30 protein-coding genes are annotated in these 25,784 nt (G+C 68.2%); 15 read left to right on the plus strand and 15 right to left on the minus strand.

What is annotated here, in order from left to right:
- Positions 1 to 52 precede the first annotated feature (52 nt).
- The 4 genes from FHU36_RS08200 (at position 53) to FHU36_RS08215 (ending at position 4,144) form a co-directional block, all read left to right on the plus strand.
- A complete protein-coding gene (locus FHU36_RS08200; protein ID WP_185083150.1) occupies positions 53 to 769 on the plus strand; it encodes a FadR/GntR family transcriptional regulator in 717 nt (238 codons plus the stop codon).
- A gap of 132 nt (positions 770 to 901) precedes the next feature.
- On the plus strand, positions 902 to 2,821 hold the full coding sequence (locus FHU36_RS08205) for a sialidase family protein (RefSeq protein WP_221495804.1): 1,920 nt from the start codon (positions 902 to 904) through the stop codon (positions 2,819 to 2,821).
- Between the two features lie 286 nt (positions 2,822 to 3,107).
- A complete protein-coding gene (locus tag FHU36_RS08210) occupies positions 3,108 to 3,797 on the plus strand; it encodes a FadR/GntR family transcriptional regulator (protein ID WP_185083151.1) in 690 nt (229 codons plus the stop codon).
- A gap of 8 nt (positions 3,798 to 3,805) precedes the next feature.
- Positions 3,806 to 4,144, plus strand: coding sequence for an FG-GAP repeat domain-containing protein (locus FHU36_RS08215; protein ID WP_185083152.1), 339 nt, complete (start codon positions 3,806 to 3,808; stop codon positions 4,142 to 4,144).
- 645 nt (positions 4,145 to 4,789) lie between these two features.
- Here the strand turns inward: FHU36_RS08215 and FHU36_RS08220 are convergent.
- From FHU36_RS08220 to FHU36_RS08240, 5 genes are all read right to left on the minus strand, one after another.
- A complete protein-coding gene (locus tag FHU36_RS08220; protein ID WP_185083153.1) occupies positions 4,790 to 5,461 on the minus strand; it encodes a response regulator in 672 nt (223 codons plus the stop codon).
- Positions 5,443 to 6,552, minus strand: coding sequence for a hypothetical protein (locus FHU36_RS08225; protein WP_185083154.1), 1,110 nt, complete (start codon positions 6,550 to 6,552; stop codon positions 5,443 to 5,445). The genes FHU36_RS08220 and FHU36_RS08225 overlap by 19 nt, the downstream gene beginning before the upstream one ends.
- Entirely contained in the window at positions 6,545 to 7,672 is a 1,128-nt protein-coding gene (locus FHU36_RS08230; protein ID WP_185083155.1) for a sensor histidine kinase, read from the minus strand. The genes FHU36_RS08225 and FHU36_RS08230 overlap by 8 nt, the downstream gene beginning before the upstream one ends.
- A gap of 179 nt (positions 7,673 to 7,851) precedes the next feature.
- Positions 7,852 to 9,168 carry an FtsX-like permease family protein gene (locus FHU36_RS08235; RefSeq protein WP_185083156.1) on the minus strand — a complete coding sequence of 439 codons (1,317 nt, stop codon included), beginning with the start codon at positions 9,166 to 9,168 and terminating at the stop codon, positions 7,852 to 7,854.
- Entirely contained in the window at positions 9,165 to 9,890 is a 726-nt protein-coding gene (locus FHU36_RS08240; protein WP_185083157.1) for an ABC transporter ATP-binding protein, read from the minus strand. The genes FHU36_RS08235 and FHU36_RS08240 overlap by 4 nt, the downstream gene beginning before the upstream one ends.
- 415 nt (positions 9,891 to 10,305) lie before the next feature.
- On the opposite strand from FHU36_RS08240, the gene FHU36_RS44205 reads away from it, so the two are divergent.
- Positions 10,306 to 10,485, plus strand: a complete 180-nt coding sequence (locus FHU36_RS44205) for a tyrosine-type recombinase/integrase (protein WP_246502272.1) — start codon at positions 10,306 to 10,308, stop codon at positions 10,483 to 10,485.
- A 353-nt stretch (positions 10,486 to 10,838) separates the two neighbouring features.
- On the opposite strand, the gene FHU36_RS46775 is transcribed toward FHU36_RS44205, so the two are convergent.
- Together FHU36_RS46775 and FHU36_RS43425 are read right to left on the minus strand one after the other, a co-directional pair.
- Positions 10,839 to 11,048 (minus strand): MGMT family protein, encoded by a 210-nt coding sequence (locus FHU36_RS46775; RefSeq protein ID WP_376774123.1) that lies wholly within the window; start codon positions 11,046 to 11,048, stop codon positions 10,839 to 10,841.
- A 187-nt stretch (positions 11,049 to 11,235) separates the two neighbouring features.
- Complete coding sequence (locus FHU36_RS43425) at positions 11,236 to 11,403, minus strand: hypothetical protein (protein ID WP_221495806.1); 168 nt, start codon at positions 11,401 to 11,403, stop codon at positions 11,236 to 11,238.
- A 287-nt stretch (positions 11,404 to 11,690) separates the two neighbouring features.
- Here FHU36_RS43425 and FHU36_RS08260 point away from each other — a divergent pair, with 287 nt between their 5' ends.
- Together FHU36_RS08260 and FHU36_RS08265 are read left to right on the plus strand one after the other, a co-directional pair.
- A complete protein-coding gene (locus FHU36_RS08260) occupies positions 11,691 to 11,936 on the plus strand; it encodes a hypothetical protein (RefSeq protein WP_185083159.1) in 246 nt (81 codons plus the stop codon).
- Positions 11,933 to 12,514 carry a hypothetical protein gene (locus FHU36_RS08265; RefSeq protein WP_185083160.1) on the plus strand — a complete coding sequence of 194 codons (582 nt, stop codon included), beginning with the start codon at positions 11,933 to 11,935 and terminating at the stop codon, positions 12,512 to 12,514. Before FHU36_RS08260 ends, FHU36_RS08265 begins: the two co-directional genes overlap by 4 nt.
- A 529-nt stretch (positions 12,515 to 13,043) precedes the next feature.
- On the opposite strand, the gene FHU36_RS08270 is transcribed toward FHU36_RS08265, so the two are convergent.
- Both FHU36_RS08270 and FHU36_RS08275 read right to left on the minus strand, forming a co-directional pair.
- A complete protein-coding gene (locus FHU36_RS08270) occupies positions 13,044 to 13,862 on the minus strand; it encodes a MerR family transcriptional regulator (protein WP_312891490.1) in 819 nt (272 codons plus the stop codon).
- 38 nt (positions 13,863 to 13,900) lie between these two features.
- Positions 13,901 to 14,407: a VOC family protein gene (locus FHU36_RS08275; protein ID WP_185083162.1), complete on the minus strand. Its 507-nt coding sequence runs from the start codon at positions 14,405 to 14,407 to the stop codon at positions 13,901 to 13,903.
- Between the two features lie 799 nt (positions 14,408 to 15,206).
- Here FHU36_RS08275 and FHU36_RS08280 point away from each other — a divergent pair.
- From FHU36_RS08280 to FHU36_RS08290, 3 genes are read left to right on the plus strand one after another with little or no spacing between them, the layout of a single operon-like run.
- Positions 15,207 to 16,196: an ATP-binding cassette domain-containing protein gene (locus FHU36_RS08280; RefSeq protein WP_312891491.1), complete on the plus strand. Its 990-nt coding sequence runs from the start codon at positions 15,207 to 15,209 to the stop codon at positions 16,194 to 16,196.
- The gene (locus FHU36_RS08285) at positions 16,193 to 16,981 is read left to right on the plus strand and encodes an ABC transporter permease (RefSeq protein WP_185083163.1); all 789 of its coding nucleotides are present in this window, start codon (positions 16,193 to 16,195) and stop codon (positions 16,979 to 16,981) included. Before FHU36_RS08280 ends, FHU36_RS08285 begins: the two co-directional genes overlap by 4 nt.
- A 35-nt stretch (positions 16,982 to 17,016) precedes the next feature.
- Positions 17,017 to 17,442, plus strand: a complete 426-nt coding sequence (locus tag FHU36_RS08290) for a nuclear transport factor 2 family protein (RefSeq protein WP_185083164.1) — start codon at positions 17,017 to 17,019, stop codon at positions 17,440 to 17,442.
- Positions 17,443 to 17,831: 389 nt separating this feature from the next.
- On the opposite strand, the gene FHU36_RS08295 is transcribed toward FHU36_RS08290, so the two are convergent.
- Positions 17,832 to 18,086 (minus strand): GntR family transcriptional regulator, encoded by a 255-nt coding sequence (locus FHU36_RS08295; protein WP_312891492.1) that lies wholly within the window; start codon positions 18,084 to 18,086, stop codon positions 17,832 to 17,834.
- A gap of 541 nt (positions 18,087 to 18,627) precedes the next feature.
- On the opposite strand from FHU36_RS08295, the gene FHU36_RS08300 reads away from it, so the two are divergent.
- From FHU36_RS08300 to FHU36_RS08305, 3 genes are all read left to right on the plus strand, one after another.
- The gene (locus FHU36_RS08300; protein WP_185083165.1) at positions 18,628 to 19,065 is read left to right on the plus strand and encodes a hypothetical protein; all 438 of its coding nucleotides are present in this window, start codon (positions 18,628 to 18,630) and stop codon (positions 19,063 to 19,065) included.
- 898 nt (positions 19,066 to 19,963) lie between these two features.
- Positions 19,964 to 21,004, plus strand: a complete 1,041-nt coding sequence (locus FHU36_RS44215) for a hypothetical protein (protein ID WP_246501998.1) — start codon at positions 19,964 to 19,966, stop codon at positions 21,002 to 21,004.
- On the plus strand, positions 21,001 to 21,888 hold the full coding sequence (locus tag FHU36_RS08305; protein WP_376774142.1) for an FtsK/SpoIIIE domain-containing protein: 888 nt from the start codon (positions 21,001 to 21,003) through the stop codon (positions 21,886 to 21,888). Before FHU36_RS44215 ends, FHU36_RS08305 begins: the two co-directional genes overlap by 4 nt.
- Before the next feature lie 45 nt (positions 21,889 to 21,933).
- On the opposite strand, the gene FHU36_RS45505 is transcribed toward FHU36_RS08305, so the two are convergent.
- Entirely contained in the window at positions 21,934 to 22,068 is a 135-nt protein-coding gene (locus FHU36_RS45505) for a hypothetical protein (RefSeq protein WP_281394162.1), read from the minus strand.
- Positions 22,069 to 22,161: 93 nt separating this feature from the next.
- Between FHU36_RS45505 and FHU36_RS08310 the strand changes: the two genes are divergently transcribed.
- Both FHU36_RS08310 and FHU36_RS08315 read left to right on the plus strand, forming a co-directional pair.
- A complete protein-coding gene (locus tag FHU36_RS08310) occupies positions 22,162 to 22,455 on the plus strand; it encodes a hypothetical protein (protein ID WP_221495807.1) in 294 nt (97 codons plus the stop codon).
- 32 nt (positions 22,456 to 22,487) lie between these two features.
- Positions 22,488 to 22,682, plus strand: a complete 195-nt coding sequence (locus FHU36_RS08315; protein ID WP_185083167.1) for a hypothetical protein — start codon at positions 22,488 to 22,490, stop codon at positions 22,680 to 22,682.
- Positions 22,683 to 22,860: 178 nt separating this feature from the next.
- On the opposite strand, the gene FHU36_RS08320 is transcribed toward FHU36_RS08315, so the two are convergent.
- The 4 genes from FHU36_RS08320 to FHU36_RS08335 all read right to left on the minus strand — a co-directional run bounded on the left by FHU36_RS08320 (position 22,861) and on the right by FHU36_RS08335 (position 25,731).
- The gene (locus FHU36_RS08320) at positions 22,861 to 23,484 is read right to left on the minus strand and encodes a DUF6461 domain-containing protein (protein WP_185083168.1); all 624 of its coding nucleotides are present in this window, start codon (positions 23,482 to 23,484) and stop codon (positions 22,861 to 22,863) included.
- A gap of 159 nt (positions 23,485 to 23,643) precedes the next feature.
- A complete protein-coding gene (locus FHU36_RS08325) occupies positions 23,644 to 23,847 on the minus strand; it encodes a hypothetical protein (RefSeq protein WP_185083169.1) in 204 nt (67 codons plus the stop codon).
- 223 nt (positions 23,848 to 24,070) lie between these two features.
- Entirely contained in the window at positions 24,071 to 25,195 is a 1,125-nt protein-coding gene (locus FHU36_RS08330) for a hypothetical protein (RefSeq protein WP_185083170.1), read from the minus strand.
- Positions 25,192 to 25,731 (minus strand): SigE family RNA polymerase sigma factor, encoded by a 540-nt coding sequence (locus FHU36_RS08335; protein WP_185083171.1) that lies wholly within the window; start codon positions 25,729 to 25,731, stop codon positions 25,192 to 25,194. The genes FHU36_RS08330 and FHU36_RS08335 overlap by 4 nt, the downstream gene beginning before the upstream one ends.
- Between the last annotated feature and the right edge of the window lie 53 nt (positions 25,732 to 25,784).

A 25,784-nucleotide genomic window follows, 5' to 3' on the forward strand; every position in this document is an offset into this window, starting at 1 on the left:
AACAGGAGATTTCCGGAATGTTACCTAAGCGCCTACCAGAGAGGGATTTTTCATGACCACTGTCCCGCGCCCCCGGCTCAGCCGGGCCGTGGAGGCCCAGGAGGGCGTCAAGGACCTGATTCTCAGGCGCGGGCTGGTCGCCGGCGACCCGCTGCCGACCGAGTCGGAGCTGATGGAGGAGCTCACCATCAGCCGCAACTCCGTGCGGGAGGCGCTGAAAGCCCTCCAGGCGGTCGGGATCGTGGAGATCCGCCACGGGTTCGGCATGTTCGTCGGGCGCATGTCGCTGGCGGGGCTGGTCGACGAGTTGGCCTTCCACAGCCGCATCACGCTGCAGGACGGCCGCAACCATCTCGGCCACCTCACCGAGATCCGGGAGGTGCTGGAGAGCGGGCTGGTCCTGCGCCTGATCGACCTCGGCGACGAGGCCGACCTCGGGCCGGTGGCCGAGGTGATGGCCCGCATGGAGGCGGAGGCCCAGGTCGGCGCGGTCTCCCCCGAGACGGACCGGCTCTTCCACGACCTGCTCTACCGCCCGCTCGGCAACCCGTTGGTCAGCCAGCTTCTCGGGGCGTTCTGGGACGTCTACCACCAGCTCCGCGACGAGATCGGCACGCCGGACGAGACACCGGAGGACGTGGCGAGGCGGCACCGCGACATCCTGGCGGCGGTCACGACCGGCGACCGCGCCGCGGCGGCGACCGCGGTCCAGGCCCACTTCGAGGGCGTCCGCAACCGGCTGGCCCGCCTGTCGCCGCCGCCCCGGTGACCAGGAGCGCCCGAATCCCTCTCCCCCCATGAGATGGGACCAGCAGCCCTCTGCCCGACCAGCACTGTGCAACATCCTACGTTGGACGTAGGATGTCCGCTCATCATTTCCTCCTGTCAGGAAGGGCGAGACATGCACGCTGGTCACCCCCCAGAGCGCCGTACCTGGCGCTCCCGCCACCGCCGTGCCGGCGCCGTGATGGTGCTCGCCGGCTTACTCGTCAGCGCGCTCGGCGCGCCGGCGACCGCAGCGCCGGCGCAGACCTCGCAAGCCGGCGCCACGGCCGACACCGCACCGTTCGTGGACGAGCAGGTGCTCTACAAGCAGGGCGACTTCGGATACGGCTGCTTCCGGATCCCCGCCGTGGTGCGGGCCACGAACGGCATGCTCCTGGCGTTCGCCGAGGGGCGGGTGAAGGACTGCGGCGACGACGAGGACATCGACCTCGTGGTGCGCCGTTCCGCCGACGGCGGGCGGACCTGGGGACCACTGCAGGTGGTCTCGGAGGGAAACGGCACGACCCACGGCAACCCGGTGCCGATCGTCGACGAGCGCACCGGGCGGGTCGTGCTGGTGAGCACCCACAACGGTGCGGAGCCGTGCCCGAACGGCTGTGACCGCGACCCCTGGGTGCAGTTCAGTGACGACCACGGGGCGACCTGGTCGGCCGCCAGGGAGATGACCGAGGGCAAGCGTCCGGAGTGGAACTTCTGGTACGCCACCGGCCCGATGCACGGCATCCAGCTCAAGCGCGGCCCGCACGCCGGCCGGCTGGTCGTCGGGGCGAACTTCGAAAGCTGGGACCGGGTCGGCAAGCACGTCTACGGCACGCACCTGCTCTACAGCGACGACAGCGGGGTGACCTGGAACATCGGCGCCGAGACGTTCCGCGACGACGGCACGGTCATCGCCCAGGAGGTCACCGTCGTCGAGCTCACCGACGGGCGGATCTACGCCTCGGCCCGCGAGCGCGGCACCGACGAGGGCAGCCGGGCGTACGCGACCAGCAGCGACGGCGGCCGGACGTGGGACGCCCCGTTCCGCACCATGCCGTCGTTGGCCACGACCGACGTCCAGGCGTCGCTGCTCCGGTTCGGCGACGAGCGCATCCTCTTCTCCTCGCCGATGCACCCGGGCGCCCGGGAAGCGATGGGGATCCGGTCGTCCTACGACGAGGGGGGCCGCTTCGAGACCTGGGACGAGGGCAAGGTCTTCCACTGGGGGCCGTCGGCGTACTCGGACATGGTGCGCCTGGACGGTGACGAGGCGGCCCTGATGTACGAGGCCGGCACCATCACACCGTACGAGCAGATCCGGTTCGCGCGGTTCAACGAGGCGTACCTGGAGACGCCGAACGGCACCCCGCCCGGCATCCCCGGACCCCCGGCGCCCGGCCCGACGACGCCGGACCAGTCGCCGTACCGCAACAAGGCCTATGTCCGCGGTGGCGCGCAGACCACCGACGGGCGGTTCGGCAACGGGCTGGCCCTGGACCGGGTGGACGACCGGGCGGAGGTCGCGTTCGACGACTCCATCGACCTCGGCGCGAAGGACTTCACGCTGACCTCGTGGATCCGGTACTCGGAGCAGACCGGCGCGCACTCGATCCTCTGGTTCCACCGGGTGAACCGGGGCACCAACCCGCCGGCGCTGTGGCTGCGGGCCGAGCCGGCCAGCAAGCGCATCCGGGCGGTCCTCACCGTCGACCGGTTCAACGTGACCGTACAGTCGCCGAGCGCGTACAACGACGGGCAGTGGCACTTCGTGGCGCTCCAGCGGGTGGGCGGCGAGCTCCGGCTCCTGGTGGACGGCGTACAGGTCTCGTCGGCGGCGGCGCCGGCCGGTTCGGTGACCCTCGGCAAGGAGTTCGGTCTCGAGGGAATCCACATCGGACAGCGTCTCGACGGTGCGGACCGCTTCCGCGGGACGCTGGACGAGGTACGCGTCTACCGGCGCGCACTCACCGGCTCCGAGCTGGACCTGATCCGGCGGTGGAACCTCCCGATCGGCGGTCAGCTCGGGCTGCGGCTGCCGTTCGACCAGGTCGGCTAAGGCGACACGAACCGTTTGGCGATGGCGCTCGCGGGGCCCGGCGGGCGCCATCGCCGCGCCTCGTTCGGCTCGTCCCGGATGGGCAGCAGGACCGTACCCCAGGTGCCGCCGAGCGCCCCAGCGAATACACGTCGGACATCCTATGTCTTGAACGAACGGCGACCACGCCACGTCTGTCAGGTGGCCCATCCATGTCGCCGGCGTAAAATTTCCCGCCCCTCCTGGCCTTCCGGGACCGAGAGGTGGGATGTTTTGACACAAGGTCTTCGACGAGCCTGGAGGCAGCATGCGTACGCGTGACGGCGCGTCGCTTCAGGAGCGCATCGTCGCCCTGATCTACGAGCGCGGGCTGGCCCCCGGGGCACCGATGCCGACCGAGGTGCAACTGATGGATCTGCTCGGGGCGAGCCGCAACAGCGTCCGCGAGGCCGTGCGGGCCCTGCGGGCGTTGGGCATCGTCGACATCCGGCACGGTCATGGGACGTTCGTCGGGCACGCGTCGCTGGACGTGCTGACCCCCTCGCTCGCCTTCCGGGTGCGTTCGGGGCCGGGCGGCGGGATCCGCGCGCTGCACGATCTGGTCGAGGTTCGCGAACTGCTCGAGACCGAGCTGATCGGCCAGGTGGCCCAGAGCACCAGCGCCCCCCGGCTCGCCGCGTTGGACGCCCTGGTCAATGGCATGGATCGGGACCGGGAAGCCGATCGGGCGTTCCACGCGCTGCTGTACGAGTCGTGCGGCAACGAGCTGGTGCTGCAGCTGATCGGCCTGTTCTGGGACGTCTACCACGAGGTCGAGCCGACGCTCGGCCCGCCGGAGGAGCGGACCGCCGAGATCGTCGTCAACCACCGCCGGATCGTGGCGGCGCTTCGCGCTCGGGACGCCGAGGCCGCCCGGGAGGCGATGCGGCTGCACTTCCGCGACGTCAAGGCGCGCATCGCGCGAGCGGAGGCCCGGCCGGTACCCGCGCCGACCTGACCCGGCGGTTGGCTCGGCCCACCCTGGACCTCGGCAAGCACTTCGAGGTCGGCTTCAACGCACTGCACCACCGTCTCGGATACGACGACATGCCCTACGCCAAGCAGTGGGTCGAGAAGAGCCGCCCCGTCGGCGTCTCACACTTCCTGGGATGGGAGACCCTCACCCACGCGCAGAACCCGGAGTACGCCGGAATGGGTGGGTCGGCCACGCCGGACTTCGACGCCGACGGCATTGGCGACCTCTTCTCGGCCGCCACCGGAACGCTGACCGTCTGGAACGGCGAAGGCGGCAACCAGTTCGGCCCCGCCGAGGCGATCATTTCAGGCTGGGCACCGTACTTCTGAGAGATTCCGGCCCGGATGAGAAGCCATTGGTTCGTCACTGGACGGTCCCCCGTACGGGCCAGGGCGGCCAGGGAGGTCGAGCGCCAAGAGGGCGGCCTCCGCACGGTCTCCCGGCCAGTCGGTGAGAGCGGACACGACAGTCGCCGTGTGGGTGGGGGTTTCCAGGAGGCCGAGCAAGAAGAACGCCTGGGCGGCGTCGTGACCTGCGATCGGGGCAAGCCGCCAGCCGTGCCGCCGCGATGCGGAGGGCGAGGGGAAGGCAGCGTGATGATCACCGGTCGCCAGGCGGAGGTCGCCAGGAGCGTGAACAGACGGGCGTCGATGCGCTCGCACGCGAGATTCAGCTGGTAGCCGCAGGACAGCCGGCCCGCCCCGTGCCGACGGATCTCCTGCCCGGTGACTCGACGCAGCGCGCGAACGCCTCAAAGCGCCACGATCCCCGCCCCCTGAAGGACGACCCAGGCTGAAACGGCGTCATCGCCCGGCGGCGGCGCGGTCTCTCACCAGCGCCGCCGCCGACCCCCGTCGAGGTGCCGGTGCACGTCTCCGCGTTCGACATCGACCAGAAGGAGTATCCGCGCGGCTACGCCGCGACTGATCGCCACTCTACGAAGGCACAGGGCGCGCCGGTGTCCGGTGAACGCCCTACATCACCGTTTGGTTGAGCTCGGCGAGCGTGATGAGTCCGTCATCGAGGGCGCGGCCGACGAGCTCGCTCTTGGTACGGGCGGCCCGTCCCACGTTGGCGTACTTCACCCGCACCCGCGCGATATAGGTGTCAACGGTCTTGACAGTGATGTTGAGCTTCGCGGCGACGAGTTCCTTGGACGAGGACACGAACCACGCCCGCAGCACCTCGGTCTCGCGCTGGGACAGGCGCGGCCGGCCGGGGTCGTCGTCGGCGACGAGCGCCCCGGACAGCGACGGAGGGGTGTAGGGCTCGCCCCGCGCGGCCGCCCGGATGGCGGGTACCAGGTGCTCGGGTCCCTCACGCTTGGTCAGGTAGGCGAGCGCGCCAAGATCCACGCATTTGATCGCGGTCGCATCGTCGGTGTGCTGGGAATACACGATCACGCGCCTGCCGCTGTCGACCAGCCTGCGAAGCTCGCCGAAGTCCGGTCTGCGCGGCACCAGCTCCAAATCGAAGATCACCACGTCGGCGGCGGCGCCGGGTCCGGTCCAGACATCAGCGAGCCGGTCCCCCGCATCGATGAGATCGATCGGCGGCACGGCTTCGGAGCACCAGAAGCGCACGCCTGCGGTGATGGCCGCGTGATCGTCCACGATCACCGCGGTGATCAGCTCGTCCGCTGCCATCGGGCCTCCACCCAGACTGTGTGGTCGTTGTTCAACGCCTCGACCCGTACGCCGGGTGTGGCCGGGCTCGGCATGTTCATCTCACCGCAGTCCGCGACCACGCTGACCGACACCAGGTCCGCACTACCCATGACGGTGACCCGTGCTCGGGAGGCGGCGGTGGCGAGGACGATGAGCACCGCCTCGGTGAGATCGCGCCGAACGGCCACGGGAGGCGTGGGCCACTGGCCTCGTGCGTCCAGCTCCACCACGACGCCCTTGCGGTCCGCCACGTCGATGCAGTGGCGAAGCTCGTGCAACAGGGGGTTCGCAACAGTGTCGGCCTCGGCGAACAGCCTCCGCATACGGGCCGCCTCGATGGCGCACCGCCGCTGGACCATCGGGTCCTCGGGGCGCAGCGAGCCGTCCGCGAGCCCCTCCAGCAGCGGGATCGTGGTCGCCGACAGCTCGGCCAACCGCTGCTGCCTGCGACCGTGGGACTCCGCTGCGACGGTCTCAGCGACACGCACCTGCTCGATCTCCCTGCGGGAGTCCGCCGCCGCCGCGCTGAGACCGCGCAGGACGGTCGCCACCACGGCCAAGCACAGGGGGAAGCCGAACACGGTCACCGAGCCGGTGGCGAACCGAGCCATATCCGCCCGGCTGGGGTCATCGAGCAGGAGCAGGTGGAGCAGGGCGGTGAGCTCGTGGGCCAGCAGGAACGACGCGGAGGTCCGCAGTGGGCGATCGAGCAGTACGACGATGCCCACCCAGTTGGCGGCGCCGAAGATCCAGTCGACGCCGGTCGAGGTGCGCCCTTCCGGCAGGGTCACGTACGACAGTGCGGACGCGCAGAGCACGATGGCGATGGCGGGCCCGCGCAACCGGCTCCACGAACGCCCTCGGACGAGCAACGTGGCCTCACCGGCGAGCACGGCTCCCAGCGCCGCGAAGGCGGTCAGCTGAGTGAGCGGTGACGGGTAGGTGTCCATGTAGCGCAGTAGGTTGGGCAGTCCGACCCCGAGCACGATTGCCATGGCGACGAGCAGCGTCGCGATCCGCAGGCCGTGCCTCAACTGCGCGCGCGTCACCTCTTCGACGGGGTCACTCATGGCCGGCATGCCACTCCAGGCGTACGAGGGTGCCCTCGCCCTCGGCAGAGGTGATCGTGGCCGTGCCACCGACGCGGCTCATCCTGCCGCGCACGGACTCGCGTATGCCGCGCCGGGTGGCCGGCACGTCCGCCGGCGAGAATCCCTTCCCCCGATCAGCGATGTCGAGCCGCAGCGTCCTCTCGCTCCCGTGCAGCCGGATGGTCGCGCACGTCGTGCCCGCGTGGCGACGTACGTTGGTGAGGGTTTCCCGTGTCGCGTCGGCGATCGCCCTGGCGACGTCGAACGGAAGCCGCAGCTGCGCGGGGGCGTCGAACTCCACGGTCAGATGCGTGGCGTCGAGGTCGGCGCGCAGCAGGTCGACGAGGTCCGCGTACGGCGGTGCCTGCCTGCTGTCGGAGCGCAGCCAGTCCAGATCGCGGCGCGCCTGCGGTGCCAGCCAGTCCGCGTCCGAACGCACCTGCCCGATGCCGACCATCAGCAGGGTCGTCGCCGCCGTGTCGTGTAACGCGTTGGCGAGCTCGCGTTCCTCCGCACGGGCCGCCGCGGCCACCAGCGACTCGCCGCGCGCTCGCACGGCCTCGGCCGCCATTCGGTCGGCCCGTTCCGCGGCGCGCTTGACCAGCACCCAAGCCGCTCTGGACAGCGCGGCCGCCGGGATCGCCCACGCTGTCCCTCTGATCAGGGCCTCGTCGATGTCCGCCGCTCCCGCCGCGAAGAGGAGAACCACCGCCCCGCCCCCGGCCGCCAGCCCCGCCACCGCGCCCGGCAGTGGCGGAGTGTGCCACTGGCACGTCACACAGGCGAACGTGACCAGAAGCCGCAGCCACCCGGTGTTCCTGTCCTCGACGGCGCCGGTCCAGAAGACGCTCGCGAACAGTCCGAGCAGGACGACCACGTCGAAGGCGACCGGCACGCTCCCCCGGCCCGTGCGCAGCCACCACGCGTATCCGCAGGTCCAGGCGGCTGCGGCACCGACCACGTACGCCGTGGTCGTCAGGTGCTCGGGAGAGGCCCGGGACAGGGCGATCACGCAGATCGGAACGAGCGTCGCCAGGCGCACGGCGGCCGCGTATCGGCGGCCGAAGCGCACCAGCAGCCGCACTGCTTCCTCAGCCAACCATCACCTCTCGGCACACCCGCTCATGATCTCGCCGTGACGCAGCCTAGCGAGTCGCCCTGTCCATCCGAGGACGACGGTGATCGCCGCGATCGACGCTCGATGTCCGACTGCACGTGCCCGTCGAGGACGTCGTTCACCATCCGCACCGAGGAAGCCCGCGCGCCATCCGCGTCCTCTTACGACGGCGTCAGGGACCCGTACCGCGACCGACGTGTAGCGGTCAGCCCTCCGGCGAGGCTGCTCACCGCGCAGATCAGCACCAGCCCGACATACTGCGGCAGAGAGTAGGCGAACCACGGCTTACCGGTTACGGCCTCGCCGAGCGCGGTGAGCGAAGCGGCGGCGATGCCCGTCCCCAGCAGCGTTCCGACACACGTCACGATCATCGTCTCCCAGCACACTGCTCTGGCGAGCTGCCGCGGCGTGGTCCCGACGGTCCGCAGCAGCCGGATCTCCTCTGCCCGCTCGCCCATCGTCATGGCCGTCGCGTTGAGCACCGAGATCACGGTGTAGACCACCGTCGAGCCCACCAACAGCGGGGCCACCCACGCCGACGGCCCGGTACGGATGACGCCCGCCGCCACGTCGGTGGTCGCCACGGAGAACAAGAAGGTGCACGCCAGCGCCACGGTCAACATCACCGGAGAGGCCGCCGCCATCGCCCGCCGCGGCTGGGTGACCAAGGAAGACCTGGCCAGCATTCCGGCTCCCGGATCAAGCCACGCCACCACGGCCCCGAGCAGCCACCCCATCCCGCGCAACACGACAGGACCCAACGCGGACGCGCCCACGCAGAGCGCCATCGTCGCCCCCAGCGCCGTCGGCGCCGCAACCGACGCCTTCACCTGCTGCGGCACCAGGAACAACAGCACGCCCCCGCCCGCCAGCGCCGCCACTCCGACGACCGCCCTGGACCAAGGCAGCAGCCGCCGCTGTGCCGCGCTTTCCCGCAACACCTCCAGCGGTCCCACACCGACCGCCTTGCGCGTCGCGACCCGGGCCGCCAGCAGCGTCGCCGCCACCCCCACCACCGAAGCCAGGACGAACGGCCCTGTCGTGGCCTCCACCGGGACACCCTCAGGCGCCAATCCGGTCATCCGCATGGACGCCGCCATCAAAGCTGCGTACGGCACGGCCAGCAGGCAGCCCACCACGCTCGCCAGCACCGCCACCACCAGCGCCTCCGCCATGATGAGCCGGCTCACCTGCCGCGGTGTCATGCCGACGGACCGCAGCAGCCCCCATGTCCTGCGCTGCCGCAACACGTGCAGGCTGAGCGTGCCCGCGACCACGAAGACGGCCACGAACCCTGACACCACGGCCGACAGCACCAGCAGCCCCATGACGTCGTTCAACTCATCGCGCGCGCTCGCGGCCACGACCACGAGCCCGCTCCCGCCGACCAGCGTCACAGCGAAGATCACCGCCGCGAACGAAGCGGCGAAGCCCATCCGATTGAACCGGACGTTGTTCCAGGCCAGCACGAGTGTCACCGGAGGCCGCCCAGCCGCAGGCCGATCTGCTCCGCCGAGGGCCTGTCCAGGACATCGTCGATCCGCCCATCGGTCAGGACCAGCACGCTGTCCGCGCGGGCCGCCGCCTCCGGATCGTGCGTGACCATCACCACCGTCTGGCCGAACGCGTCGACCGCCTCCCGCAGCAACGCCAGCACCTCGTGCCCGGTGCGGCGGTCCAGCGCCCCCGTCGGCTCGTCGGCGAACAGTACCTCCGGCCTGCTCAGCAGGGCGCGGGCGATCGCCACCCGCTGCTGCTGGCCACCGGACAACTGCGCCGGGCGATGCCCTTCCCGCCCAGCCAGGCCGACCCGGTTCAGCAACTCGTGCACGCGTGCGGGTTCGGGCCGCCGCCTGGCCAGCCTGCTGGGCAGGATCACGTTCTGCCACGCGGTCAGCGACGGCACCAGGTTGAACGCCTGGAAGACGATGCCGATCCGATCGCGGCGCAGCACCGCCAACTCCTTCTCGCCCAGGCGGGTGATGTCCTGTCCGGCGACGAGAACCGCGCCCGAATCCGGCCGGTCCAGCCCCGACGCGCACTGCAGCAGTGTGCTCTTGCCCGACCCCGAGGGACCCATCACGGCGGTGAAACTGCCGCGGGTGAAGCCGACGCTGACCTGCCGGAGCGCCGCCACCTCGGTAGCACCATTCCCGTACGTCCTGGTCACTCCCTCAAGGAGAACCGCGTGATCAACCATGATCGGCAGCCTTCCGGAGAATGTGCGCCAACGCCCATCGGGCATCTCCCTGACCGACCCCTTGGACCCGCCGCTCGCCCCCTGACCCTCGACCCTGAGAACGCGATGCCGACAGCAGATTCGGTGATCGCCAGCTTCAGTCGGGCCGTCTCAAGAACAGCCCTCGGTCGTGCCGTCGGCGACGCCGCGCCTGCATTCGCGCAGGCGCGGTAGCCGTTGCGGGGGTTGGTCCGCTCGCTGCTGCGCCGGCCGTAGTCGGCCCCGCACAGGGTGTCGGCCTCGGCCGACATCAACGCCTCAGCCATGGTCTTCACCATGAACCGTTGCTTGCCTCGATCTGCCGCGCCAGCCCTCCACCGCGAGGCGCCAGGACGGGGCCAAGAAGGCAGCAGGCGAGCGATGGCAGGACAACGACCTGGCCTTCGCGTCCAAGGTCGGCACCGAACTCGACTTCCACAACGTCCGCGGCGCGTTCCGAGCCGTCCTCAAGAAAGCCGGCCTCAACCCTCAGCAATGGACACCACGTGAGATGCGCCACAGCTTCGTCTCACTGCTCACCGACTCCGGCATGCCCATCGAGGCATCTCACACCTGATCGGCCACCCCAACACCACCGTCTACCGCAAGCTGCTTCGTCCCGTCCTTCCGAACGGTCCGAAGCCATGGACCGGCTCTCCCCCAGATCAGTAATGTGTCGACGATCATCATGTACCTCGCCCGGTTGAAGGTGCCCTTTGAAGCGCAGCAGTGCATACGGCCTCGTAGTCCTGGGATGGATCATTCTTCTGTCCATCGGACTCGCAGCCTGGTTCGGGCCTGACAACGCCATCAACATACCCGCCGCGATCACAATCGTCGGCGTAGGACTGGGATGCTTTCTGACGGCCATCATCGTAGCGATCAACGAGCGCTGGCCCCGCTGATCGAAACACTTGGCCACTCAGTTGGTCACCCAGCAACGCAGGAGGCCGCCTCCCACAACCGGGCGGCGGCCACTGACCTGGGTGGGGTGTTCACAAGTCGTCCTGACCTGCGGCAAGGGTGACGCGGCGGAGATCGTTCCCGCGCACACAGCCCTCCGGCGTACCCGGTCAGGCTGCCGTCCGCGCCCACCACGCGATGGCATGGTGCCACCACGGAGACGGGTTGCTGCCGCACGCTACGCGACCGTCTGGGCGAGCGACACGTCGCCCAGGTGCCGCGCGAGGTCCCCGTACGTAGCTGGTCTGGAGTGTTCTCGAGTACGGCTGAGCTGTGTATCCAGAGGGGCAAAGAAGATCGCTTCCCGGCTGGTTCGAGATCGTTTCCCAATCTCTCGGACTTCAGGCGAGGTCGAGAATCGGGATCAGTCGCTTTCGGCGGCCTGAGGGCCGAGGCGGTGTGAGACGTAGCGGTGGATCTGGTCGATATAGCGGTCGAACACGCCGGCGAACTGCTCCGGGACGTCATGAGACCGGCGGATGAGCTCGGCATCGTCCGCCTCGACCATCTCCTCGGCCTGCGTACTTGTCATGCCTGCTGTTTCCCGATGGGCCGTATCGAGTTCACGCTCGACGAAAGACAGGCAACCATGCGATGCAAGGGAGCATATGGCGCTACCCGCGAGCCGGACCCAAGACCGCGCCGTGGCCGTCGGCGCTGGTCGAGGGGGCCCGGGGTTCTTGAGTGCTCCGGGCCGCGCAGTCTTCCGAACTGAATGCCCGTGGTGATCAGCCTCACCACGGGCATTCGCACCGAGGAAGCCCCCGAGCTGCGCTGGGATCACACCACCGCCTGGACACCGAACCTCAGAACATCGCCGTGAGCGGGACGATCAGGGTCGCATTCCTCGTGCCGGTGACCGGCGTCGGCATCACCCTCCATGGCCCGGGCGGCGCGGACGTCCCTCTCTCGGCCGCCCCTGTTGAAGAGGGCGAGGGATACGTGGCCGCCCCGCTGAAGCCGCTCACCCCGGCGACGACCTACCACCTCACGGTCAGGGGCGCGACGGACCGGAACGGCAATGTCATGAACGACCCCACCACCGAGCTCAGGACCGCCCCGTGAACTGGTCCTCGGTCGTCGATCACTACATGGGCATCGGGGACGACATCCTGCTGCTCGACTTCTTCTGCTACACCGTCACACTTCCCGAACGCGGCGTGCTGACCGTCGAGGACGCGGTCCGGCGTCTTGGTCGCGGCCCCGCCGGACTGCACGCCCCGCCCTACCCGTACCTGGTGGACCAGGACCACGACCTGACCCTCGTCCAGATGGGGGCTGGTGTAGCCACCATCGATCACGGCTGCCTCGGCGTGGGCCCGGCGGTCTCAGGCCGACTGGCCGGACCGGGGCTGCGGCACTGGTACGCGGCCTGGGACATCGACGGCAACACCTTTCTGGCCAGCCGACAACCGCAGGGCGGCGGCTATTGGTCTCATCCGGCCGGCGACGACGACGGCGATCACGGAACGCTCACGCCGTACAGTGCCAGTGTTCGCCTGACCTACCTTCACCACCCGGCCAAGTCTCCGGCACTTCGGAATGGCTGGCTTCGATCTCCTGGCGCTTCTCTGGGGCAGCGACGAAGCTTCCCGTCCCAGGCTCAGTACGAATGGGACCGTCCGTCCGCAGAGCCCGCATGACCTTCTGGCCGGTGGCGTCGGCGATGCGGCTGAATGCGCGGGCCTGCGCTGGGATGCCGTCGACCTGCTCACCGCGTGCCGGGAGGCCTTCCCGGCCAAAGAAGAGGCGGTCACCTACGTCGCCCAGCACGCAGGCGAAGGGCTACGGTTCCACGACTTGAGGCATCGCTAAGCCACCTGGCTCGTCTCCGAAGGCGTCCCGGTCAACGACGTCGCCGGTTTGATCGGCCACGAACACATCTCCACAACGCTCAACCGCTACCGCCCGCATCCCGAGACCACAGCAACAGAGCTCGTGCCGTGTCCGCTGACTCCAGCCCCAGACCCCTCAGTGGAGACGCCACCCTCTGGTCTCGATAACCGACAACTCCTGCCCATGCCGACCGGCCTTCTGATCTTGTGGAGTGTTCACGAGAGCCGATCACCTCGCGGAACAGGCGAGTCTGAAGATCGCTTCCCACGTGAACGTTGATCGTTTCCCAGCGCCGTGTGCGACATCACCGCCAACGCCGGCGCCACAGTGGGTGCGTCAGGTCCAGGTCGCCGAATCCGGGTCGATGCCTCGATCGCGGGCGTTGGCGTCGATGATGTCACGGAGCCAGATGGTCAGGCCTGGCTCGATTGCGTCGTAGTAGGCCGTGAAGCCAGGGTCGGCGGCGGACTTCCTTCCCAGGCAAACATGCATCGAAAGGGTGCAGTCGAAGTACGCGTCCATGGAGGCCCTATGTCGTTCCGCCAGGGCGTTGGCTTCGGCGCTGCCTGGCCTGACGCCGGCGCGCTTGGCTGCTGCCAGGTCGTGCTCGAGCGTTGTGATGTTGTCGGCGATCTGCTGCCAGTCCTCGGGGGCCATGCCCGCGGCGCGCTCGGCGTACTGCGCCCATTGAGCTGTGTCGCCCCACCGGTCACGTGCGCCCGCGGCCAGTGACGGCTTCCAGCGCTGCCCGAAGATCGCGACTTGTTCCTCCGCGGAGAGCAGGATGCCGGTGCGCGCTGCTTCGATCATGCGATCGACCGCGTCGACCATTGCCTGCAGGCGAGAGATGCGATCGAGGAGTTGGGCGCGCTGTTGTCTCAGCGGCACGGTCACATCGACCGTCGGAGCATCGAGAAGTTCACCGATGTCATCGAGCGACAGGCCGAGCTCGCGGTAGATGAGCACCCGGTGGATGCGTGCGACGTCGGCCGCGGAGTAGAGCCGGTAACCGCCGGTGGTTCGCCCGGACGGGCGGACGAGCCCGATCGCGTCCCAATGATGGAGGGTGCGGACGGTGACTTCCACGTGCGATGCCGCGGCCCCGACAGTCAGCCCGCCGGGTCCCGTGGCATCGTCAATCGCCGTGTCGGTCACCCTGTCGAGTCTGACACGCGCGTCTGACATGCGCGCTTTCACCCTTGGGGAAGCGTGAAGCCGTTTGCTTCGAGGTAGCGTGCCTCGGCGCTGTCGAGGTCGAGGGGACGGGCCGCAGTCATGATCACGCGAGCGTTCTCCGGCGTGATGACCTCCAGTTCTACGGTGTTCCACGGAGTCTGTCGCGGTCCCGTCGTGCATCCCGGCACCAGTGTGGTGCACGCCTGCGCGATCTCGTCGACCTGGCTCAGCACGCAACTGAAGCCGATGTTCACCGTCGAAGGGGCCGGCAGGGCGCCGGTCGGGACGAGCAGAGCGTCTTGGAACGCCCACCGTCGAAGGTGCGTGACCTGGCCCGGGACCGTGAACAGGTCGATGAAACCGAGCCCGCGGGTCCAGAAATCCACAGACGCGGCCAGGTCCGGCGTCGGCACGGTGACGAACGTCGGCATGCCGTAGATGCCCCGGTATATCTCAGGTGGCGTCGCGTCGGGCCCGGGCGGAGGGACGGGGCTGATATCAAATGCCTCGTAGTAGTCGGTCATGCGTTCATCGTGGTGCCTGACGCAACGTAAGGGTCAAATCCGGATCAGCACGTGTACCAAGGGTGTTCACCAGCTGGGATGACCTGGCAAGACAGGGCCCGCCTTAAGATCGCTCCCCGACTGCCGGATGATCGTTTCCCACATAAGAGGTGATCACTCACAGCCGGCCGTGTTCTCCCGCACGTCGACCCTCGCCCGACCCGCAGGTGGAGATCGTCTACGGCGACGCGGCGGCATTGGTCCGCGACCTGAAGAGCCGGGACGGCGCGGACATCTGACTCTGCGGCGGCGGGCAAGCTCGCCTCCCAGCTCATCGACGAGATCGACGAAGGTCATCAAGCGTTACCCGGTGGTCATCGGCTCCGGCCTGCCGGTTTCAACCGCCCCTGCCAACCGACCCACTTCACCCTCACCGCGACCAGGTCGTTCGACAGCCGCGCCATGATCACGATCCACGCCAAGCGGAACCGGTGAAAGGCAGATCCATGACACTCATCCCGGGTGCCGACGCCCGCCGTTCCGAAACCCCAACCGGCGTCATGACCACGCCGACCTCCCCACGCAGGGCGGCGCCACGCTGGAACTCCATCTCACCGCGAACGACACCCTGGTCCTGCGTGCCAACGTGACCCGCCAGGTGCCCGCATGCCCGGACGGGTTCACCGCCATCGTCACGGCCCAGCCGGAGCCCGGGCCTCCGCTCATTGGCAATACGAGCAAGGTGATCCCCTCTGGATCGCTTGACCACTCGCGTACGATGTACGGTACGGTGTACGGAGATTGTTGAGAGAGGGGGACGGTGGACGGGAATCAGCTCGCCATCGAGGCGATCGACGTGCGCAAGCGCTATGCGGGCGCGGCGGAGCCGGCCGGGTTGCACGGGTTCGACCTTCGGGTCGAGGCCGGTACGGTATGCGGCCTCCTGGGGCCCAACGGCGCGGGGAAGACCACGGCGGTCCGCATCCTCGCCACGCTGCTCAGATTCGACTCGGGTGAGGCGAGGGTGGCCGGATACGACGTGCGGCGGCAGGCCGGGCAGGTACGGAGCAGCATCGGCCTGGTCGGGCAGTACGCGGCCGTCGACGAGATCATGACGGGGCGGCAGAACCTGGAGATGGTCGGACGGCTGCACCACCTGGGCGCGACGCGAGCCCGGCAACGCGCCGACGAACTGCTCGAACGTTTCTCGCTCGCGGACACCGGAGGCAAGCCTGTGGGGAAGTACTCCGGCGGCATGCGCAGGCGGCTCGACCTGGCCGCGAGCCTGATCGTCTCACCGGCGGTGCTCTTCGTCGACGAGCCCACGACCGGCCTGGACCCGCGGGCGCGGCGGGAGGTCTGGGATGCGATCCGCGACCTCGTGGACGGCGGCACGACCGTTCTGCTCACCACCCAGTATCTCGAGGAGGCCGACCAACTAGCCGACCGTGTCTCGATGCTGGCGACAGGGCGGGTCGTCGCGGAGGGTACGCCGGAGGAACTCAAATCGGCGATCGGCGGTGACCGCATCGACATCGTCGTCTCCGACGAGGCGATGCTCTCCCGGACACTGGAGGCGATGCGACCGCTCAGCGAGGATGCGACGCGGGTCGAGGTGGACGCCGGGAGGCTCCGGCTGAGCCTGCCGGTGACCGAGCGGACGAAGGCGCTCATGCGGGTCGCGACGGCGTTGGGCGAGGCTGGTGTCGAACCGGTCGACGTGACGTTGCGCCGCCCCACCTTGGACGAGGTCTTCCTGCGCCTGACCGGCGCGGCGCCACACGCCGTACGAGACGAGGTGACGGCATGACGGCGCTCAGGTGGTGGGTGACCGACGCGTGGACGATCACACGACGGGACGTGACGCACTGGACGCGGCAGCCGGGAGCGGTGGTGCTCGGCTGGGCCTTCCCGATCATGATTCTGCTCATGTTCGCCGGTCTTTTCGGCGGCGCCATCACCGTGCCCGATGGCCGCTACGTCGACTTCCTGGTGCCCGGCCTCCTCGCCATGACGATGGCCTTCGGCCTGGAGACGACGGTGCTGGCCGTCGCCACCGACGCGGCCAGGGGCATCACCGACCGGTTCCGATCGATGCCGATGAGCGCATCGGCGGTGGTGCTGGGCCGATGCCTCGCCGACATGATGAACGCGGTGATCGGGCTCGCCTTCCTGATCGGGGCGGGTCTGGCCATGGGCTGGCGCTGGCAGCACGGAGCCGAGAACGCCCTGGCCGCCATCGGCCTGCTCCTGCTCCTGCGCTTCGCGCTGTTGTGGGTCGGCATCTTCCTCGGACTCACGGTGAAGGGGCCCGAGTCGGTGGTTGCGGTACAGATCCTGGTCTGGCCGGTTGGTTTCCTGTCCAGCGCCTTCATCGACCCGGCGACCATGCCGTCCTGGCTGGGGACCGTCGCGGAGTGGAACCCCCTGACCGCGACCGCCTCCGCGGCCCGCGATCTGTTCGGCGGCCCGGGCTGGGGCGGCGCCTCGTTCGCGGCCCAGCACGCGGCCGAGGCGGCGATCGTGTGGCCCCTGCTGTTGACCGCCGTCTTTCTACCCCTTTCGATCCGCGCCTATCGGGGGCTCGGCAGATGACCACTGCCACCCCACGACAACAAGGAGGAATACCCATGTATCAGCCGTCCGCCGAGGAACTGAAGAGCATCGAGGCGTGGTTCGCCGAGTACGACGCGCTGGCCGACCGCGGCGCGATCGAGGAACTGGCGGACCTGGCGGTCTTCCCGATGAACCTGGCCACCGACGTGCCCGGCGGCCACGCCGCGGTGCGGCAGTGGACGCGGGAGGAGTACATCGAGGCGATGAAGGAGGCCATGGGCGGAGGTACGGCAGGCCTCGATCTCGAGTCGACGCGCACCCCCCGCTTCATCAGCGAGAACCTCGTCGTCGTCGAGACCGAGGCCACGATGACCATCGAGGGTCAGCGGCAACGCATGCACTACGCCGACCTGCTGGTACGCACGGAGGACGGGTGGGCGTTCCAGACGATGGTGCAGGGCGGCTGGGGCCACGGCTGGCCGGCCGCCAAGCGCGGTTAGAGCCGGTGTTCCGCGCTCGTAGGCCGAACCTGGCGAGCGCGGAACCACCGTGATTCAGGCAAGGGAACGGCTGAGCGCGGGAGCGATGGCGGCGTACCGCTCAGGCTCCTCCGCCTCGCCCGTCGACACGTAACCCGAGAGAAGACGATCCCGAGGCCGTGCCCGACGCCTGGCAGCGAGCGGCCCACCCAGCGGCCAAACCCCGCGCCCTGCCCCCGCCCCCCCGGACCACAAGACCGTCGAACTGCCGAAGATCTGCCACCACACACCATCACCCTGCACAAAAGGCGACCTCGACCACCTCGACAAGTTCCGCCAGGACCTGGCCGGCCGGTTCAAGGTCCAGGCAGGGGTGATCAGACGGGATCTCGTGAACTGTCACCAGATCGCTAATCCCCGACCGCCTGGCGCTCCTCGAGGGTAGTGACGAAGCTGCCCATGCCTGGCTCAGTACGGATCAAGCCGTCAGCTCGCAGAGCGCGCATGACCTTCTGGCCGGTGGCGTTGGCGATGCCGAACTCCTCGATGAGGGCCACCAGGGAGGGGATGCGCTCGCCCGGCTTGTACTCACCGGTGCGGATGCGCTCCGCGATGATCGCGTGCACTTGCCGCCACCTGGGCTGATTCGCCTTCAACTCCACCACCTCAGCACCATAGGAAGCTGTTGCGTGCCATGGCGATGGACGGCGCGCTATAGCGCGCTATAGCCTTCCCTGCTTAACATGCGGACATGACTCCCCGCGAGACGTTCTCAACTGCCCTTGACCGGTGCCTCAGTCCGCATGTGGCCATGCCGCAGAGTAGCCATGTGCGCCTGGAGTGGTATCCCTCGGGCCTCCGCCTTCATCGGACGAGGGTGATCGCCTGGACGTGTCACTGCCGCGCCACGGTGTACGAGTTGTGCAGCGGCGGCGGCCAAGCCTTCGTCCGTCGCATCCTCCAGCTCGAAGATGGCCATGAGATCCAAGAGACCGCTCCCTCGCCCCTGAAGGAAGATTGGGCGCTCTGGATGGCCTTGCTGTCAGAGGCCGCCCGGTAGACGGCGTAGCGGCATGAGGTAGCGCCACCACGCGCACACATCTACGATCTTCCCAAATACGTATACAAGCGTCCCCAGCATGGCGGCATCTACCTCTCCATATATTTAGGCCACTTTCGCGCTATGGCTCCCACGGAGGCTTACTAATGAAGATATGCTTAACGTTGATTTTGGCCGCCACCGTAGCGATTATTCCCGGGTGTGGAAATTACGATGACACCGCCTTTCGTAAAGCACTGGATGAGTGCTACAAGAAAGACGCACTCGACAGCAAGCAGTTGGCAGGAGAAGTAGGGCCGCTTCTGGCACCCGATGTTCGGTTAACGCTTGGAGAGAGCAGCGCCTGCGACTCTGAACCAGAGGGAGGCGCGTCGATAGCGTACGATCTGGACTCTAACGTTCCCCCCAACAAGGTGCTGGAAAAATTCCATTCCGCCGGTTGGGCTGATTTGCCACTACCCAGCGATACCTGCGGCGCATGCGTCGCACGGGTAGGCAAGAAGGTTGGTAGCCGAAGCATTGAGGCAATGGTGCAAGAATTCAACGATGGCACCCTTATGCTTGAGGCCATGTTTTACAATTAACAGTTGCCGCGGCATGAGGCGAGACAGGTAGAGCCATCGGACAAGTGCCCCATAGCCGCCAGCACGCCTCCTCTGATCACCTCGTACGCCGTCGACCCACCGCGATGCGGCAGCGGACCGGGGACGGAGTGTCAAGCTCGACTTCGCGTGTACGCTCGCCGGTCGCCGTTCCTCGATCATTCGATGCCAACGGTCAGAGCCGAGCTTGATACGGAGGAGCCGGTCTGCTGGGCTTGCCTGGGTCGACGGTGTGCGAGGTGATCAGCCCTCAACCCCCCACCGACCTCAGCTCGCGCACGATGATCACCTCGGTGCCGGAGGCCCCCGCCGGAGGCGCTTTTGCAAGGTCCAGTGGGGATTATTCAGGACCCCGAACGTGGGCTACGGGCGTGCGATTGCCCCCAGGTCGCCTCTTCCTCCCACTAGTTCGGCTATGCCTCGGGCGCCCTTGTGCACCGCTTGAGGGGGCAAGCAACGGTAACACGTCGTGCGAGGTTGGCTCTGGCCCTGTTCAGCTTCGGGGCTGCAGTTGCGTCCGTTGTGGCGGCGGCTTGATGCCGTAGGGAAGGTTTGAACCACCCTTTGCCCAGGGCGTTGTCGGGTCTCGCTTGATGGTTGACACGCTTCCCGGGGGTGGCACACGTTGGGCGCGCGACAGCATGGACTGACCGGGGAACTCGGTGCTCGCGTTTAACACCACGCGATCAGCGAGCGGCTCGTCGTATGTGATGACGCCTTGTCCGGACTATCCCTTGTCGAAGCATTTGTGGGCGCTTCGGACTCCGCGCGCCTGGCGATCACGGAGCATCTCGTTCCCGTTACCGAAAACGATCTTTACTTTTAGTTATGCCTTATGTGACGATCAACCGGTTTGCCACATGCGTTCGAAAGGTTGTGAGTGAACACACGCCGATCAGCGTCCGGCTTATCCGGCCGGACGCGCCGCCGCGCTGCCCTCATCGCGGCTTTAACGCTGCCGCTCTCGCTCGTGAGCGCACCCGCGATGGCCCAGAACCCCACACCATCCCCCACCCCGACCTCCGCATCGACGCGACCATCAGGCGATCCCTCGGACCGAACCCTCAAGGCCGCATGGGGTAAGGCTGCCAAGTCCGGTAAGCCTGTCGAGGTCCCCGCCCGGTTCACCGAGACCATGAAGGTCTGGGCCGAGCCCGACGGCAAGAACCTCAGAGCCGAGTTGCACACCCGGCCCGTGCAGCTGAAGAACAAAGTCAGCGGCGCATGGGAGCCCATCGACACCCGCATCGTGACTCGCGACGGCAAGCTGCAGGCCACGCGGGTCAAAACTGCACTGACCTTCGGCGGGCGCGGAACGACGAGCCTGGTATCGGCGGCCGACGAAGAAGGCAAGATCGGCTTGAGCGTGAGCCGGGCGCTGCCGGAGCCGAAGATCTCCGGCAGCACGATCACCTACCCCGACGCCATCGCACCGGGGACCGACCTGGTCGTGCTGGCCCTGGCCGACGGGTTCGTCTCCCAGGTGGTCTTCCGGCGCAAGCCGGACGGCCCGGTGACGGTACGGCTGCCGCTCACGCTGCCCAAGGGCACCACCTTCGGCAAGAGCGCCGAGGGGCTGCCGCAGCTCAAGGACACCAAGGGCCAGCCGAAAGCGGCGCCGATCGTGCTGACCGCGACGGACGCCAAGGTGGAAGCCTCCCCCGAGGAAGGCAAGAGCTCCCCGGTCACCGCCCAGGTGGAGACCTCCGGCAAGTCCTCGGAGCTGGTGTTCACCCCGGATGAGAAGTTCCTGGCCGACCCGGCGGTGACCTATCCGGTGACGATCGCGGCCGCCTCGGAATGGTTCGGCGGCGGTATCCCCACCGACGCCTGGGTCAACAAGAACAACCCCAGCGCGAACAACGCCACGGCCGGCTACCTGCGCGCCGGCACCACCCAGACCAGCGCCAAGGCGGCCTGACTCCAAGTCCTCGCACGCAACACGGCCTGCTACGGGTCCGCGTCGGCGTCCTCGACACCGGAAGCCCGTGGGTGCTCGACTTCACCCCCGTGCCGCACTGGCTGAACACCGGGGCCACCCAGTCCGGCAAGTCCACGCTCGTCAACGCCCTGATCACCGGCCTCGCCTCCCAACCGGTCACGCTGGTCGGCTTCGACCTCAAGGGCGGCGTCGAACTGACCCCGTACAGCAAGCGACTGACCGCCCTCGCCACCGAACGCGCCGAGTGCGGCCACCTCCTCAACGACCTGATGACCGAGGTCAAACGCCGTATGGCGCTCTGCCGGGACCACAAGGTCCGCAACATCTGGAGGCTGCCCGAAACCCTGCGACCCGTCCCGGTCGTGGTCCTGGTCGACGAGGTCGCCGAACTGTTCCTGATGGCCCACAAGGGCGAGAAGGACGAGGTCGCGCAGACCGCGACGCAACTCCTCCGGCTCGCCCAACTCGGCCGGGCCTTCGGGGTCTACCTGTTCGTCTGCGGTCAGCGGGTCGGCTCGGACCTCGGCCCCGGCGTCACCGCGCTGCGCTCCCAGCTCTCCGGCCGCGTCTGCCACCGCGTGAACGACCCCGAGACCGCGAACATGACCCTCGGCGACGCCGACCCGGCCGCCCTGGTCGCTTCCCGGCAGATCCCAGCGAACATGCCCGGCACCGCCATCGTGATCGGCGAGGACGGCCGCTGGTACCGCGCCCCCTCGGTGTACGTCACCGAGGAACAGGCCGAACACGCCGCCGAGACGTACGCGGACCTGACGCCGACCTGGGCCGAAGTGACCACCACCGTCGAACCGGTCACCCACGACGAACTCAACGCCCTGCTCCCCGAGTCGGCACCCGCCTGACCCACACCACCAACGGCCTGGCCCGAGCCCCATCCGGCCACGTCCCTACCCGACCCATGCCTGGACCCGGAAGGAGGCCCGCGCCATGACCAGAGCCCGGGCCGGCCACATCCGCGCCACGCTGCTGAACTCCGCGCCCGTCGTGGTCCTGGCCGTCATCGCCGCCGTGGGCTCGTTCACGCACATCGCCGAACTGGCCGCCGAACACGTGCGAACAGGCACATCATCCCGGCCCTGGGCGCCCGCAAACTGGTCGATCTCACGGCGGACGACGTGGACCGCTGGCTCGCCGACAAGGCAAAGGAGCTAAGCACCCGCACTCTCCGTGAGCTGCGCTCGATCCTCGTCCGCTCGATCTCCCGCGCCCAAGCCCGAGACAAGGTGAAGCGCAGCGTGGTCCTGCTCTGCGAGATCCCGAAGGGCAAGGAAGGCCGGCCCTCCAAGTCACTCACCCTGGACCAGGCCGAAGCCATCCGCAAGGCATCCGAGGGCACCGCCCTGCACGCGTACATCGTCCTGTCGCTGCTCCTCGGCGCGCGGACGGAGGAACACATGATCACCCCATAACCTCCTCCCGATCCAAGGATGATCATTGAAGCGTGTACGAGGAGCCCGCCGCGGCGGAGTTCGTGGGTTCGTCCGGCTGGCTGTTCCTCATCCTGGGCGCCGCCTTGGGAATCCTCGGCGGAGCATGGGACGGCGCGGCATCAGCAGTGATCGCGCTGGTGGGTATAGGGCTGGGATGCCTCGTCACAGCCGTCGTGCTGGCGCTTGAGGACTTTCACCGGCACTGATCAGAGCCCGTAGTCACTCGGTTAGTCACCCAGCAACGCAGATGGCCGCTACCAACCTCTTGGTAACGGCCATCGACCTGGGTGGGGTGTTCACGAGTGGCCCTGACCTACGGACGAGTCAGGGAATCGTTGATCGCTTCCCAGGATGAAGATGATCGTTTCCCAACCAGCCCTGCATTCAAGGCATGGGTGGGTGCCAGGAGGGGTCGCTGATGCGCGAGTGCCGCGCCTGGAGCCAATCGGTGGCGATGTCGGTTTCGGTGATCCGCCCGATCAGCGCCAAGGTGGAGCTGACGCCCTCGTCCGCCCCCACGGGGTCGACGTCGTCATCGGCGATCTGGAAGCGCAGCCCCTCCATCAGGTGGTCGAGCGCATGTGGATCATCGCCGAACCACCGATCAGGCCAGTTGGGCTCGAAGGAGACGATCATGCGCCCGTCGCGGGCGTACTTGAAGTATTCCCTGCCGTGGATGTTCATGCTGAAGCTGAGAGCCTGACGGCCACCCTGGGTGACGGACAGCAGAGACGCGTCATCGTCGAAGAGCGCCGGCACGATGCCAATCCAGCCGTTGACCTCGGCCACCCAGCGGGAGCCGTCGTCGAGGTGGTGGTCGAGGATCTCGCTCAGGTAGCAGGGGGTGCGGGTGGCGAGGTCCAGGTGGAAGGCCGGGGCGAGGGTGTCGAGGTCCGCGCCCTTGATCCACAGGGCGTTGAATCCCAGCATCCACAGGTCGTCCTCATCGAGTCCCTCGGTGAAGATCGTCGAGACCAGAAGGTCGTACAGGTAGGTCCGTGACTGCATGGCCGCCTCTCGGAGAGAGGGGGCATCCCGCAAGATGCCCCCTTCGGGGTCTTCGCAAATAGGGCTTGCCTGGGGTGCAAGAGGGATTGAGGAGATCACTTCCCGAGGAGAGGATGATCACTTCCCGCCTGCACAACCCGGGCGCTGGCCGTTCAGGGATCAGCGGATCGCGTCGGGCATGCGGACCGTCACGTAGGGATGCGGCTGCTTCAGCCACTCGCCGGTCAGCCGCGCCCCGGTGGTGCGGTCGATGGCCGCGAGGAAGGCAGCCCTCCAGTCGTAGTCGGCGCGGCCGTCCAGGTCGTCCTCATCCTCGTCCTCATCGAGATCCTCGGGCGCGGGCTCGGCGAAGAAGTCCGTCATCGCCTGCAGCTCCGCGATTGCTCCGGGACCCCGCAGAGCCGCACCTGCGGCTGGTGCGGCCGACCCGTCCCCCACACCGGGCGCGGCCGGCCCCCGACCTACTGCAGCAAGGCTCACCGCAACCGCGCGTGGGAAGTGCGCACCGCCGAGCGCCGCCTGCAGCGCGACATCGCCACCGCGGCCGCCACGCGCAGGCGGGGCCCGCGCCGGCCTGCGTGACCCGCTACAGGCGGCGACAGTTTCCGGGGCGCTTCGGGCGGTCGTCGGTCCAGCCTGTCACGGACGTCCAGACCTCGGACGCCGCGATCTCACCTTTGGACAGGCCCACGGTGCTCTCTCCCGCCTTCGTGACCTTGGCCAGGATCTCGCCGGTCGACGGGTTCAGGATGGTCGTGTGGTCCTCGGTCACCTCGTCGTCCTCGCCGAACTCCCTGAAGGACTTTATGTCCTTGTTGAAGTCCACGGCGAGGCCGCCGCGGCCCAGCGGGTCTTTGGCCGGCCCCCGGACGCTGGTCGTCGGCAGGTCGGCGAGCAGGCGAAGGACGGCGGCCCGGGCCGCCGGCCTGATGGGCATCGCCAGCAGGAAATGAGAATCGGCGATGGCTTCCTCCAGTTCCTGCCCTGTCTTGGCCTCGCGGGACTCCCAGCGGGCACGCAGCCACTCCCGCAGCCCCTTGTCATCGGCAGGCAGCGCCGAAATCTCGGCCAGCGTGTACCCGCCAAGCGGGTGTGCGCCGGGCCCGTGATCCGGCGTGACCTCGTGGGTGTACTGGCAGTCCCTGGTCTCGGCACGTATCGGCAGCTTCACGCAGTCGGCCTCCTTCGTGCCGGGTGCGCACACACGCTGAACCGTGACGGGTGATCCGGCGGCCTGCCAGGCGCGCTCGTCGGCCGGAGTTGCAGGGCGCAGGACCGTTTCCCCGTTCTGTGTCTGTACAGGGTCCTTGGAATCGCGTGGCAGCCAAAGCTCTGTCCTCGACGACACCCACGCGTTGAAGGTTCGTCCACCGGCTTGTACCCGTATCAGATGGTCGTTCACCAGCGACCTGCGCCAGTACGCGCCGCGGTCGTCCGGCAACCGTGCGACCTGGGCGGCCAGCCGGCGCAGTGCCTCGTTCCCGTCAGAGGGCGCAAGCACGGAAGGAGACGGGGGGGTGGGGACGGCGATCTCCTTGGAGACGAGCGCGACCACGGCGAGGATGACGGCGACCGCCGCGGCTGCCAACACCGGCAGCCCTCGAAGGCCCCGACGCGGGCGGACCGCGACAGGCCCCAGGCTCTCCGGCGACACCAGTTCCGCACCTGCGGTGAAAGCGTCGCGGAGTCGATCTTCAACGTTTCGGGTCATCGCTCCTCCTGCAGTTGGGTGGCGAGCACTTTCAGCGCCCGGGATGTCGTCGATTTGACCGTTCCGCGGCTGACCCCCATCACCTGGGCGATTTCCGCTTCTGACAGGTCCAGGTAGAAACGCAGCACCAGCGCCTCGCGCTGGCGTCGTGGCAGAGCCCGGACGGCTAGGAACACCTGTCGGCGGGTCTCCCCCAGCAACGCCGCCGCCTCCGCCGACCAGAAAGGAATCTCGCGGTGACCGCGAAACCGCCCGATGATCGCCCTGCGCCGCAGGACCATCCGGCACCCATTGACCACGGCCTTGCGCAGGTACGGCAGCACCTCCCCTCGGTCGGACAGCTTGCTCCACCTGCGAAACACCGCGGCGAACGTGTCTTGGACCACGTCCTCGGCGCTCTCCTGGTCACCCACCAACAGGAACGCCAACCGCACAAGAGCAAGCCGGTGGGCGCGGAATAACTCGGTCACGACTATGTCGGCCGACCCCTCGGCGCCCGGAGAACCGGGCGGGGCGTGGATGATCTCGGAGTTCATGTCTTCTACATGCACAAGCCCCCGAGGAGGTTGCGTCACGCCGACGCCTTCCT

The sequence above is a fragment of the Nonomuraea muscovyensis genome, from assembly GCF_014207745.1.
Taxonomy (GTDB): domain Bacteria; phylum Actinomycetota; class Actinomycetes; order Streptosporangiales; family Streptosporangiaceae; genus Nonomuraea; species Nonomuraea muscovyensis.

What these genes read in the sequence shown, in the direction of transcription:
- FHU36_RS08200 (WP_185083150.1), top strand. Translation starts at nt 53, where the DNA reads ATGACCACTGTCCCGCGCCCCCGGCTCAGCCGGGCCGTGGAGGCCCAG.
- FHU36_RS08205 (WP_221495804.1), top strand. Translation starts at nt 902, where the DNA reads ATGCACGCTGGTCACCCCCCAGAGCGCCGTACCTGGCGCTCCCGCCAC.
- FHU36_RS08210 (WP_185083151.1), top strand. Translation starts at nt 3,108, where the DNA reads ATGCGTACGCGTGACGGCGCGTCGCTTCAGGAGCGCATCGTCGCCCTG.
- FHU36_RS08220 (WP_185083153.1), bottom strand. Translation starts at nt 5,461, where the DNA reads ATGGCAGCGGACGAGCTGATCACCGCGGTGATCGTGGACGATCACGCG.
- FHU36_RS08225 (WP_185083154.1), bottom strand. Translation starts at nt 6,552, where the DNA reads ATGAGTGACCCCGTCGAAGAGGTGACGCGCGCGCAGTTGAGGCACGGC.
- FHU36_RS08240 (WP_185083157.1), bottom strand. Translation starts at nt 9,890, where the DNA reads ATGGTTGATCACGCGGTTCTCCTTGAGGGAGTGACCAGGACGTACGGG.
- FHU36_RS43425 (WP_221495806.1), bottom strand. Translation starts at nt 11,403, where the DNA reads ATGACAAGTACGCAGGCCGAGGAGATGGTCGAGGCGGACGATGCCGAG.
- FHU36_RS08275 (WP_185083162.1), bottom strand. Translation starts at nt 14,407, where the DNA reads ATGACCGACTACTACGAGGCATTTGATATCAGCCCCGTCCCTCCGCCC.
- FHU36_RS08285 (WP_185083163.1), top strand. Translation starts at nt 16,193, where the DNA reads ATGACGGCGCTCAGGTGGTGGGTGACCGACGCGTGGACGATCACACGA.
- FHU36_RS08290 (WP_185083164.1), top strand. Translation starts at nt 17,017, where the DNA reads ATGTATCAGCCGTCCGCCGAGGAACTGAAGAGCATCGAGGCGTGGTTC.
- FHU36_RS08300 (WP_185083165.1), top strand. Translation starts at nt 18,628, where the DNA reads ATGAAGATATGCTTAACGTTGATTTTGGCCGCCACCGTAGCGATTATT.
- FHU36_RS08320 (WP_185083168.1), bottom strand. Translation starts at nt 23,484, where the DNA reads ATGCAGTCACGGACCTACCTGTACGACCTTCTGGTCTCGACGATCTTC.
- FHU36_RS08325 (WP_185083169.1), bottom strand. Translation starts at nt 23,847, where the DNA reads ATGACGGACTTCTTCGCCGAGCCCGCGCCCGAGGATCTCGATGAGGAC.
- FHU36_RS08330 (WP_185083170.1), bottom strand. Translation starts at nt 25,195, where the DNA reads ATGACCCGAAACGTTGAAGATCGACTCCGCGACGCTTTCACCGCAGGT.
- FHU36_RS08335 (WP_185083171.1), bottom strand. Translation starts at nt 25,731, where the DNA reads ATGAACTCCGAGATCATCCACGCCCCGCCCGGTTCTCCGGGCGCCGAG.